Source organism: Paenibacillus sp. J22R56 (assembly GCF_056269375.1).
Genome location: NZ_JBWDNV010000014.1, coordinates 44,035 through 57,038 on the forward strand (window position 1 = coordinate 44,035; position 13,004 = coordinate 57,038).

Sequence of the window (13,004 nt, forward strand, 5' to 3'; positions counted from 1 at the left end):
TATCAGCCCTTGATAGCTCCCGTCATCACACCATCTACGAAATACTTCTGCAGTTTGGGATAGATGAGCAGAATCGGGATGGTTGTAAACATAACGCTGGCCGCTTTCAGAGACTCCGGCACAATGAAGGCGCCGACACTTCCTTCTCCTCCTTGTTGGCTGTCCAGCTGCTGATTGGCCGAAATGATCTGATACAGCTTCAATTGCAAAGGATACAGATTTTTATCTGTTATATAGAACAAAGCATCTTGGAATCCGTTCCATCTATCCACCGCATAGAAGAGGCTTAATGTGGCGATCGAAGGCAGCGACAGAGGAAGTACAATCTTGATGAGAATACCCAGATCCGAACACCCGTCAATGGCAGCCGATTCCTCCAGACTCTCCGGAAGGTTGGTGAAGAAGGTCTTCAGAATGATTAAGTTAAACACGCTCATAGCGCCTGGTAAAACCAAACTCCACACCGTATTCATCATGCCTAGATTTTTAACCAGCATATAGGAAGGAATCAAACCGCCGCTGAAATACATGGTGAAGACCAAAGCTGACAATATAAAACTTCTTCCCATCAGCCGTTTCTTTGTTAACGGATACGCTCCGCAAATGGTCAGAAACATACATACCGCAGTGTACATAATTGTAAGTACAATACTGTATCCAAGTGAATAAAGCATCTCCACATCGCTTAAGATGGTTTTGTACGTTTCTAATGTGAAGCCTACCGGCCACAGTCCTACTTTTTGGGAAATAATCGCTTCGTTGGAGCTTAGGGAAAGCGCAATCATATATAGGAACGGCACGATACATGTAAAGGACAATGCTACAATAAATACGATAATCACGATATCTGCTACACTCATTTTTTTCCTTTTGCCCATGCTGCTCGCCATACTCACCATATCCCATCCTCACCCAATTTTTTCGCGATATAGTTAGCAGCAAGCAGCAGGATCAAGCCAATAACGGATTGGAACAATCCTACCGCTGTTGCCTGGGAGAAATCCCCTGAACTAATACCCACTCTGTATACGAAAGTACTAATAACATCCGAATATTCGCTAACCAGTGAATTCCCCATAACAAAGGGACGATCGAACCCGATGGAAACCATTCTGCCAATTTGGAGAATCAGCAAAATATTGATAGTTGATTTAATGCCTGGCAGTGTAATATGCCATATTTGGCGAAACCTGCTGCAGCCATCAATATCGGAAGCCTCATACAATTCCTTATTAATTCCGGTCATAGCCGCCAAATAGATGATCGTGCCCCAACCGATATGCTGCCATACGCCAACGGAGATATAAGTGACTAACCAAGGTATTTTCTGCGATAGAAACTCTATCTTGTCTAAACCTAGACTAGCCAAGAACGTGTTGACCATGCCGCTGTTAGAGAACATCAGATAGACCATACCGCCTATAATAACCCAGGATAAAAAGTGAGGCAGATATAACACGGTCTGTGTGATTTTCTTGAATTTTGCCATTCTTACTTCATTGAGCAAAATCGCAAGAATAATAGGTGCCGGGAATCCAGCGATTAAGTCATAAACATTCAGGGCCAGCGTATTCTTGAGCGCACGGTAGAAGCTGTCCTGCTGGAAAATAAACTGGAACACATCTAGTCCTACCCATTCGCTCCCCTTAATTCCTGCAAAGATGTTATAATCCTGGAATGCCATAATCACGCCATAGATCGGGGCATACTTGAAGATCAGGATATATGCAAAGGGCATCAGCAAGAGGATGTATAACCATGCGTCTCTTTTGATGTTGTGCAGAAATTTGTTTTTCTTCTTGGTTGCAGCGTACTCTCGAGATTGGTCTAAAACCGCTTTCATTTCTCTCATCCCTCCGGCTGTATTAAGGAGCTCTCATGTTTTCATTATATCTTCCGGGGAAATTTAGAAAATGTACTCATTTAAATGAATTTGGTAATAACTTAAAATGGTGGCTGATATATACCAGTCAGAACTGAGCTTAGAAAAACCAAGAAGCCGGGCGGGAACAACCCGCCTGGCTCCTTGGTTTTTTCATTTCACTAGTTTCGCCAAGCTATAAAACGTGCAAGTATAGCGGACACTTCAGCCCGAGTGACAACATTGCCAGGCTCCAGAAGATTCCCCGGCTTTCCGTTCAGGATACCCGTCTCCACAGCCCAATCCATGGCTTCCTTTGCCCAAGCGGAAATTGCACTAATGTCCGCAAAGCTCTTGCTGTTATCATTCACAGCTGGTTGTCCGGCGTACCGGAACAGGAGAGTGATCAGCTGCTCCCGGGTAATGCCAGCTTCCGGGGCACTGCCGTCGCTGATCCCGGCAGTCATAGCCCACTCTTGCGCCTTGCTGTACCAATTTACGCCGCCTTCGGTCTCAACGCCGTTCAGCCGGGCTAATACGGTGAAGAGCATGGCGCGGCTCATGGATGCATTGGGAGTAAACACATTTTGTCCTGTTCCAAGGAACAGTTCTCGGCTTGCGGTAAAGGCAATGGCTTCGGCCGCCCAGTAGCTATCAGGCACATCCGTGAAGCTGATCTTGTTGTCTATCAGTTTCACCGTCATATCGCCTCTGGCTATGAAACTTATTCCGTCTTCCGTTAGAACAGAGTCCCCGATGATTTTCATAGAGCCGTCTGCTCTTACCGTATAGGCTACCGTGGAGACAGATGCATTCTTAACAGGAATCGTAATCCGTGCTTCTGCCACTCCTTCTGGCAGATCAACGCTCGCTGTTACTTCCCCAAGGGAAGTCGTAATAGTCTCCACCTTAACTCCATTAGGCCAAGTGGTCGTCTCGGTCAACGCGCCGGTTGTTTTATTCGTGACGATGGTAGTGGTACTGCCGTCCTCGTTCTTAACGGTAGTAGACGTGTTAGTAGAGCCACTAGATTCTCCGCCGCCAGTGGTATATACTGCCGCAGTTACCGTGCAGGACGCTGTGTAACTGCCATCTGCCGTCGTTGCCGTAATCACTGCTGTGCCGGAGGTGTGGACGCTCACAAGACCGTTTTCGTCAACAGTAGCTACTGCTGGGTTTGATGTAGTCCATGTCACCGTCTTATTAGCTGCATCAGCAGGCTCCACATTTGCAGTGAGCTGGACGGTAGTGCTTCCATGGTTGGTGTACAGCTGGGCGGTGGTCTTGTCTAGACTCACGCCGGTGACAGAATTCGGCTGGCTGTAAGCCGTAAGGGACAGCTCCATATGGGGACTTGCTTTATGGGTTTCGGTCTCACGGTAACGAACCCAATAGGTCCCCGGAGACAGATTTGGGATGGCATCCCCCTCTACATTAGACCACGTACCTCCGTTATTGGAGGACCATTCCATGGAGGTGTTCACGCCGGTAATGCGTCCATCATTGGCACCTGCCGCAGTTTCATTCATTGTCCCAAGCCCCTCGGGAGCAGCCTTAGCTCCTCCGGTAACCATCACTTTGAAGTCGTCAAAGTCAATTGACGCGTTGGCGTAGCCGTCGATACCAAACCGCTGTCCGGTCAGCTTGCTGCCGCCTGTATGGCGGAAGACGAAGTCAGTAGCCACGGGAACTGGATCATCGTTGATATAGACGGTATAAGTCTTGGCATCCCAGTTTGCCACCATTTTAATGTTGTACCAGGTATTAAGTGTGTAGTTTAGGACGGACTTCTTGGAAGCTCCATTTTGCACCATTATTTTACCTGTATCAAAAGCCGTGACCATCGAATAGTTGCTAGTACCGCTGTCATTCCTCGTCATGGCACCATTGGCGTACTGGAAGTTGGTGTTTAATCTGGCGCGATATTCGATAACGATGCGCTGATCCGCTGCAGCTGTCACTTCATTCAGATAGGGCAGAAACAGGTTAGCTTTGCCAGAAGTAGCGGTGGTGGTCAGGCGAAGAAATTTATTCCCGTCTTCATCCTGTACAGTAGCGGCAGCGCCGTTGGTCAGGTCTTCTGCAGTAAACCCGAACGGGTACTTGCCCGTCTGATCGCTGGAGAAGTCCCGATAAGCATTATAGAACACGCCATCCTGTGTACTATTAAGCGAACCTAACAGATCGGCTTCCAGCTCGGCAAGGGAAGTCCGTTCCTCGTTGAACTGCTCTTCCGTCAGACTGGCGTCTGTGGATATTTCCTCCGCATGGTCCAGCTTATCCAGAAGAGCATCATAAGCAGACCGACTATAGCTGCCCAAGCCCTCTCCTAGAGGGTACGAGAAATTGTCTATTCTGCTGCGAACTTGATTCACAATTTCATCAAGGCCCCATCCCGGGATAACCTCCACAGAAACAGCGGACGGAATCTCCTCACCATTCAGGGTCAATAGGACGGGCACCTGTACAATGCCCAGTGAATTGAAGTCAATTCCTTCAAGCTTCCAGCTGACTTCGGCAGTACTTTTCTCTCCGTTATAATCGACGTCAACAACGCTAGGCAACCTAGGTGTTACTCCAGAAGGAGTTTTCACTTGAGAAAGAACATGAGGAAGCTGCGACGGATCAGGAGTTACCGTCAAGTTAAACGTTGCTTCCTTGCCATCGTATGCCGCTTTAATCACCGTTTCTCCCGGCTGAGCGTCATAGATCTGACCGGCATCTGTGACCTTAGCCACGTTGGGGCTGCTGCTGGAATATGTTGCGCCAGCTGTCACATCCTGAGCTTCATAGGTGTTGTAGTTTGCAGTTAACTGCAGTTGCTTGGTCATCCCGCTGGTCAGTATATTATCCAATCCGCTGATGGCAATGGATTGGACTGACTTAGGTTCAGCAGCAACGACAACCGTGGCCGTGGCCGTTTTCCCGTTATATGCGGCGGTGATCGTGGCGCTGCCCGCCTTAAGTCCCTTGATCTGAGCCCCACTAATCTCAATAACCTCATTGTTGGAGGAACTGAAAGAAACCCCGCTATCAATACGAGAATTGGTAGTGCCCGTTACCACATACACGGGCAAACTGCGACTTTCACCGAGACCCAGCGTATACCCCGGAGAATCGAATACCAACTCTGACGAATCAAGCTTGAAGACATCCATACTGTCAATTTCGGCAGTGTTATTCCCCTTCGAGAAGCGGATGATATTGTCGCCTTGCTGTAAATAGACTTTCGCTGTGGAGGCACCCCAACGATTCGAGCTGGAATAGACGATGTTCAAGTTGGCTCCGGATTTTCCGTTTACCGATAAGATATGGGAAGCATCCGCTCCATTCGATGAGCCGTTGGCATTTCGCACGGATAGCACATACATTCCGGCCTCTGGCACGTTGACTGTAAACTGGACATTATCATTTGCATTCTTAATATTAGTAATTTTCTTCCCATCGGAAGCCGTATTTTCCCTTAAGACACTGGGACCTGTCTCTCCGCTCGGATCTTTCACTAATAGGGCCGCTTCCGCCTCATAACGTTGACGTATCGGCTCCCCTGAAGGTATAGCAATCGGTTTGTTAGGGTCGACGGGCTCTCCCAGGTTCGGCGTTCCGTCTGCATTCCAGGTGAATTTCTGTGCATGGACATTACGAGTCCACCCTGATCCTGACCAGCGGGCGGAATGGTAGATAATCCAGTCTTCACTGCCATCTGGAGAAGTGGTGAGACTATGATGACCAGGTCCGTAAACGCTGTTGGCGCTGGAAAAAATCGGCTTGTCCTGTTTTACCCAGGAGCTGGGGTTCATCAAATCGTCGCCAATCTTGGCAGTGATTAGACCAAGGCAGTAACTATCTGTCCAGCTTCCGTTTGCGGAATAAACCAGGTTGATCGTGTTACCATGTATAGTTACTTCTGGACCTTCATTGATTCGACCCGGAGACGTTTCCCAATCATGGTCAGGTGTCGAAAGCAATACCCGTTCCGAGCTGATGGTCCGTGGATCGCTCATTTCCGCAATATATAAGTTTTGAAAACTACCGTCTGTATCTTCCCAGCCGGACCAGATGAAATATTGTTTATCATTTACAGTCATCACTGTTCCATCGATCGCCCAGCGGTCTGTGGAATCGGTAATTTTCCCTTTGAACTCCCAGGTTCCAGTCAGAGGATTATCACTGGCGTTCTCCAGCACGTACATGCGGTGGTTTGCATTGGTTCCATTGTCAGCCGCGAAATAGATATACCATTTGTAATTGCCATCTGTATCTTTGAGATAGTGCATTTCTGGCGCCCAAACATCGGAACTGTACATGGTATCCTTAACCGGTGTCCAGGCTAGGCTTCTCTCGCCCGTATCAATGCCGGTGATAGTCTTCGATCTACGGATATTGATGCCGCTACCGTTGACAAAGACGTTGTAGTAATAGCCATCCGTGTGCTTGTAAACCCATGGGTCGGCTCCTGTCTGCATAATAACATTATAGAAATTTGACACTTCACCCCCCCCTGTTGTCGACGCCGGCAATGAATCTATTGTATCTGACGTCGGCTCTGCTGCTGCAACTGCTCCGCTCCATTGCGGCAGCATTAACAGCACTGCGAGACAAAGCAGCAGATACCTGAATCTTTTCCTTTGCATTTGCAATCCTCCTTGGTCTATTATCATGGTTTCTTAGAAAACCTAATGGCTTCTCACCTGCTTCTCGGACCGAACGTCACCCCCTCAGCCCTACGGCCAAAATAAACCGCTTTCATTTTTTTCATCTCCCTGTTGTACTTGATTTTTCTGGCTAGTGTTCTCATTCTACCTCCCGAAGAAAACTTACAAAATGTACTATCTTAAGTTGTTTTTGTAACCGTTTTAGAAAAAATTGATAACTAAATGATGCATGTAATCACAAGACATAGAAAAAAGCCTCGCATAAGTTACATAACTCATGTGAGGCCTCAAAAGGCGGTTTCTTCAATTATTGCCCCAGGAGGCTAAGCAACGTCTCCGGCTTACGTGTCGTAATGGCATCTACGCCCATCCGGATGAATCTCTCCATCTGCGTTGGCTCGTTAACCGTATAGACCCACAGGGTTAACCCGTGCTTGTGAGCCGTCTCCACGATCGGCTCGATGCACGTCCTATAATTCATATTGAGGCCAGCATACCCTTCTCGCCTCGCCGCCTCGCAGATGCGCTGCGCGATCTTGTCGTACTGCTCCAGTTGCTTCGGATCGATCTCGAGCGTCGTGTTGATCATGACCGGAATATCAGGGAAGCGAGCCGTCATTGTCTCCGAATAGCCGGTAATATGGACCCGATCCCATGCGCCGTACTGCCGAATGAGCTTGACGGCCGGTTCGATGCTGTGCGCCGATTTCAAATCGATATTCAGCTTCGTTCCAAGCCGATCCGATATCTGAAATATTTGCTCCAGCGTTGCGATTTCATGCTCTGCGTAAGCCGGGCTCAGCCACCGCCGCATCTCAGGCTGGTTCAACTGCTCGAACGTGCAGGTCTGCAGATAAGGAGAATCGTCATGCAGCAGTACCGCCGTACCGTCCATCGCGGCATGCACGTCCACCTCCACGATATCTGCCCCACTTTGGACACCCTCCATGAACGAAGCAAGCGTGTTATCAGGACTTGCGCCGCTGCCAGTATGGGCGCCTATCAATGGCCGCTTCAATCAAACCACTCTCCTTTTATCGTAGAACAGGAGCTCCCTCCACGATTTTATTTGTATTGTTCATATGTTCCGTATAATCGCCCTCGTCTTCTACCTCATCCTTTTTCGCCATAGCTATACAAATTGTATGAGATTTATATATAAGTAATTTTATACTGCTCTTTTAAATCCTTTCAACAGGTTAATGATTTGGCTTTGGATTAATCCCCGAGCAATGTCGATCGGAGTGAATACGGAGGTTGCTGTTTAGACCAGATAAATTTGGCAGCAGGTTTCGAAATACGATCTAAACAAGGACGGCATGATAGGTATCACAGACCTCGCGATCGTAGCGAAGGCGATACTGAAGTAAGTTGATAAGCAGAAACAACCGACCTTTAGCGAGGTCGGTTGTTTTGATGATGCGGTCATAAATGAGCTTATATGATTATGGTTAGCGCAATAAATGCGGAAAATGACCCGCTGCTGAGCTTCTCTTGGGCATACCAGGGAGACTTTTGCCGCTGATTTTTTTCTGCCAGGCTTTCGATACTAAAGGTGCTAAGTAACGCTAATAAACAAATATCTGGGAGAAGCCATTGATTGGTTTCTCCCATTTATTGCTGATCCAACCTTTTATTCATTATGGCGTCTCCCTCAACGCTTTAAGACCGGGGTATAATGTTCAAAGCCCTATCAAAAAAAGACGATTACGGCTGATTACACTGTAATCGTCTTTTTGGAGATTAAACGGCAATAGTACTTTCACCAACCATAGCTTTTAAGACTGTAACTTTATTGACCATAGCTTTTTTGACTCCAGTTTTTTTGACCGCAGCTTTTTTGACAATCACAGCTTTTTTGACCATAGCTTTTTTGACTCCAGTTTTTTTGACCGCAGCTTTTTTGACAATCACAGCTTTTTTGACCGCAGCTTTTTTGACTCCAGTTTTTTTGACCGCAGCTTTTTTGATAATCACAGCTTTTATGACAATCACAGTTTTTTTGACAACAACAGCTTTTTTTACAACAACAGCTTTTTTTACAACAACAGCTTTTTTTACAACAACAGCTTTTTTTACAACAACACATAACAAATCACACTCCTTTCTGGTCCCTATAATCTATGTAACCGGACAAGTTTCGCTTGTACTATTTATACCAATCTATTAAATGGGCTCTACTTAGGCTCTACATCTGTACAAAACATCTCATTTTATGAAGCGCCCCTCCAAACCGCGAATCGGGTAGTGAATCGAAGCTACCCTAAGAAAACACAAAATAGCCCTGTCACATTGTCCTACCAGCGTCAGCGTAAAGTCATACGGATCGAACTTCTCTTTTGGCTTAACGATCCCATGCAGCGCGGAGAGAATCCGCCAAGCAACTGTGCCCGACGTCGTCAGCGAGCTCTGCAGCAGCTGTTATCCCTTAAAGAACAAATAAAAAAGTAGCTTTTCAGAAGCGAAAAGCTACTTTTTAGAAATATTTATTAGAAATAGGGCTACACTATGCGAGAGTGGAGTAATGAGAGGTAATAAGTAAAAGTCTCCTAGTAAATTTTGCATTATCTGGATCATCTGTTTGGAAGCATTTTATTACATCGCCTAACATTTCAGTAATCTCTTCAAGTAGTAGATAATTCTTAGAAAATGCCTCTATAAATTTCTTTGACTTTGTAATGTTTTATTAATACCTCACAGTGTCAGAAAACCATCGGAAGAATGCTTTTTACAAAAGCTGTTGCGATGGATGTAATAAAAAATAACCCTACGCAGTATACAAAGCTACCACTTGTTCAGAAAACGATCGAGGAGCTGGAACAAGAATAGATGCTCCACCATTTTGTTACGCAGGGGGGATATCAACTTAAAAATCGGATGCGTTGATTGCTGAAGATTGCAAAGTTAAATGAAACGATAACTCCACATTCACTCCGTCACATACTACCCGTAATGTTTACATACACGTTACCAAGACAACGAAAAAAGAGGCTTCGCACAAGTTTTCTCAACTCATGCAAAGCCTCTCATTTAACCGCATGTGGGGAAAATGTGGGGAAACACAGTCCCCGCACTTCAAACCCACTTATTCTAAAAGGGATTTCACCCCTTCTTACATCATGCCGCCCATAAGGTCAGAGGCTGTAACACTGTTCACAACAATTAACTAAAGCGCGAAAAATCAAGGTTTTTGTAGATTGTTGTTGTAACATCTTTAACTAAAGAGAACCGTATTTCACTAGCATGGGTTACCCTTCTGTTACCCTTATTTGTAGTCAAATAAGCTACCTGTATTCTGAATAAATCCACTAGGTCGTTATGGCCTAGTGGTTTTTACTTATATATAAATTAGTCTCTTTCAAAAGAGAATCAAACACTGCACTTGATGGTGTAGAAGTTTGTTTCGCTATATTAATGAAGGAAAATTATTATCCAGGTTACACAACTTGCGAGCTTCCCTTGATTTATCTTCGTTCCTGAGGGTATTTGCTTCCTGATCCATTTTTGTGTGATGCGATTAGGCTCTCTCTAGATGGCATCTTTATCCGCCGAGCAGCGAAATCCAATATTGCCAGTGGAACTATCTGGTGTATTCGAGTTTCTTGCGACTACCCGGTAACGATTACAGTACGATTTATGACATAAATCGGAGCCGCTTCGAATCGATTTCGTCTCACCTATAGTCGCTCCGAAAGGATTCTCATAGGCGATATTCAGATGATAACCGCTGTCAAACCAATAGGAGCACCATTCCCATACGTTGCCGGACATATTATGCAATCCATATCCATTCGACGTAAAAGAGATGGCGGGAGCGGTTCCTGTGTAACCGTCGCTGGCGTTATTTTTGACGGGAAAATTACCGTGCCAAATGTTCTGAGAAAATAAAGTATTAGACTGGATGTATTGAATTCGTGCGGAGTTTCGTACTGCAAAACCGTCAGGCACTGAAAAACAAGTATTAGACTGACCCCTAGAAATGGAACAGCAGCAGTCATGGACGTGAAAATAAAGTCCTAGACTGCTGCTGTTTTGTTGAACTAACGTTCACAGTTAGCTCAACTTCCTATTGCATACTATAAGACTTTAACAGATGCAACTTCCTTCCCAGCCCATAATTTAAACATATATCCGCTGACAAGAAGATGCCATGGTGCTTCATCAAATAAAAAGCGTACATCTGCATAGCTATCATGAGTGCCTTCAATTAAACTTGTAATTCTAACAGGTACGGTCCAGGCTTCACCGGTTAACTGTTTACCCTCTATGCTTCCATAGTGCACGATAAGATCTGGTAACCAGGTATTACAGGGATAAACTCCTTCGTTGTTTTACTGTGCTGTAATCTCGAACTTCGCTCCGGCATCCCCGGCAAAGACAATCTTCCCTCCCGTGGGCAGCTTGACCCGATCCTCACCTCCGATGACACTGAAGTAAAGGCAGGTTCCCTCCGCACTATAGACGGCGAAGGAGGCATTCGAAGGCTTTTTTACCTTCAAGGCCTTGCCCTCATCCTGGTCTATTATCGTATACCACTGGGCGTATCCGCTTGATGGAATCGTAACGTTAGCCTTCTTAGCGACGTTGATGGGCTTCACGGCGTTCTCACTTACTAAGAGGCTTCCCCCGACATTCAGATATTCAACGCCGTCCTGATTAAAAAACGTATAACCTGAGAGATCCCGTCCGTTCATTCTCGAAATTTGCAATTCCGAGACTGCCGTATTCGGACCTGTTATTCGCTTATCCAACACGTACCCCGGCAATTGTTTCGACACATTCAATTGGAGAGGGTGCATCATCAAATATACGATCGACGAATACTTCTCATTCAACGGATAATACTTCTTGCCGTCGCGCTGAGCCCATACTTCCGTCGCCTCTTTTGGAAGATCCTGGGACTGGAGTTTCTCGGCGTTGTACTCTGATACAGCCCATTGCCCAAGACCCGGCACCGAAGCGTATTGACGAAGCCATAAGTAGGTGCTGCCGTTCTCCTCCGTCACGAAGCTGATACTCATATTCCCATCCGTACTGCGGAAGGTGCCGTCCGCCGAATACTGGTAGATCTGGGCCGGATTATTAGGCAATTGCTCCGAAGTAATGGACATGACACCGCTCTTGGAAATATCGATATTAAACGTTCCACTGAACGCACCATAGATTCCCGAAGCTTGCAGCACAGACTCCGGCATATCGGCCTTTATTGAAACTCCGTACGACTTCTCAGAATTAAATTCGGCAATTGTCCCTTTCTCCTTCAGTGCCTGAAGCAGAATTTCGTTCGCCAGAAGCTCGTCGGTAGAGCTGCTCCCGCCGGAAGTGACGACAGCTGCCGACATGTCCTGCTCAGGGAGTACAATGAGCGATGAATGATAGAGAAGCGCATCCCCGCCTTTGGTCAGCGCCTTTATCCCATATTCGCCGAAGGGATATACATGGACGCTGTCCCAGCCTAGACCGTATTCGAATGAGGAGTTATCCGCATCGTCAGGCCACATAGGCGTCTTGTACTCGTCTTGCACCATGGCCGCAACCGATTTGTCGGACAAGACTTCTTCCGCTCCCCCCGTGAAAATTTGAGAGAATCTAGCCAAATCTTCCGCCGTAGAATAGATGCCTCCCGCTCCGATCACGTTGACCGTCTCGTTGGGAAGTTGACCTGGATAGGTAGGAGAATAAAGTCCCGCCATCTTCGCTGCGTCCGGAGAATCGAGCGGCGTCTCCGTATGGGGCATACCCAGAGGTTCCGTCATATTGCGATGTATATACGAGGTAAAGTCCGTGCCGCTGACCCGCTCGACCAGAATCTCGGCAAGTGTAAATCCGTCATTGCAGTACACCGAATAAGCGCCCGGGTCCGCCTTCAAAGTCTGATCGGCCAATTGCTTCAGCAGAGTGTCGTGGGCGTAAGTATCGTTATCCTCGAATAAAAAGGCATTTGTAAGTGACGATCCGTTCAGGCCGGAAGAATGATTCAGCAGCATGCGCGGCGTAATCTGACTGTAGCGTTCATCCTTCATCGTAAACTCGGGGATATACCGGACGACTGGCGTATCGAGATCGATTTTCCCTTGGTCGACCAACTGCATGACGGCAACTGCGGTAAACATTTTGCTCGTCGAGCCGATCCCGTACATCGTGTCTTTCGTGAGCGGCATTAGCCCCTGCTCATCATTCCTGCTCGATTGGCCGGATACGACGATGCGACCATGATCGATAAGGGCGTACTGCACGCTGTTCGTGCCGTAAGTTGTCGTGAGGAGATCCGCCTTCTCCTGTGCAGCTTTTCGGGTATCCTCGTAGGTGATCATAGCTTTGTTCGAAGGCGATTCCGTTACCGTCGTTGACAGGACCCCTGCTATGTTCTGCGTCTCTGCCGGTGCTTTGTTGTTGTCATCGCAGGAGGCTAGCAGCAGACAGGAAGATAGCACGGCCCCCATGATCCATCGACTTTTCATCATTTGAACTCTCCCCCTGGAGATTGC

Annotated in this window: 6 protein-coding genes and 1 pseudogene; all 7 read right to left on the reverse strand. The window is 46.9% G+C overall.

Features of this window, described 5'->3' with window-relative positions; all coding sequences use genetic code 11:
- Positions 1-2 precede the first annotated feature (2 nt).
- The gene (locus AC0YNT_RS28065; protein ID WP_475807592.1) at positions 3-899 is read right to left on the reverse strand and encodes a carbohydrate ABC transporter permease; all 897 of its coding nucleotides are present in this window, start codon (positions 897-899) and stop codon (positions 3-5) included.
- Complete coding sequence (locus AC0YNT_RS28070) at positions 893-1,843, reverse strand: ABC transporter permease (protein WP_475807593.1); 951 nt, start codon at positions 1,841-1,843, stop codon at positions 893-895. Before AC0YNT_RS28070 ends, AC0YNT_RS28065 begins: the two co-directional genes overlap by 7 nt.
- Positions 1,844-2,043: 200 nt before the next feature.
- A complete protein-coding gene (locus AC0YNT_RS28075) occupies positions 2,044-6,495 on the reverse strand; it encodes a family 43 glycosylhydrolase (protein ID WP_475807594.1) in 4,452 nt (1,483 codons plus the stop codon).
- Positions 6,496-6,823: 328 nt separating this feature from the next.
- On the reverse strand, positions 6,824-7,534 hold the full coding sequence (locus AC0YNT_RS28080; protein ID WP_475807595.1) for a glycerophosphodiester phosphodiesterase: 711 nt from the start codon (positions 7,532-7,534) through the stop codon (positions 6,824-6,826).
- A gap of 725 nt (positions 7,535-8,259) precedes the next feature.
- Complete coding sequence (locus AC0YNT_RS28085) at positions 8,260-8,610, reverse strand: hypothetical protein (protein ID WP_475807596.1); 351 nt, start codon at positions 8,608-8,610, stop codon at positions 8,260-8,262.
- Positions 8,611-10,044: 1,434 nt separating this feature from the next.
- Positions 10,045-10,392 (reverse strand): annotated as a pseudogene (locus AC0YNT_RS28090) (formylglycine-generating enzyme family protein); the annotation flags it as partial.
- Between the two features lie 455 nt (positions 10,393-10,847).
- Positions 10,848-12,980: a serine hydrolase domain-containing protein gene (locus tag AC0YNT_RS28095; RefSeq protein ID WP_475807597.1), complete on the reverse strand. Its 2,133-nt coding sequence runs from the start codon at positions 12,978-12,980 to the stop codon at positions 10,848-10,850.
- Positions 12,981-13,004 lie beyond the last annotated feature (24 nt).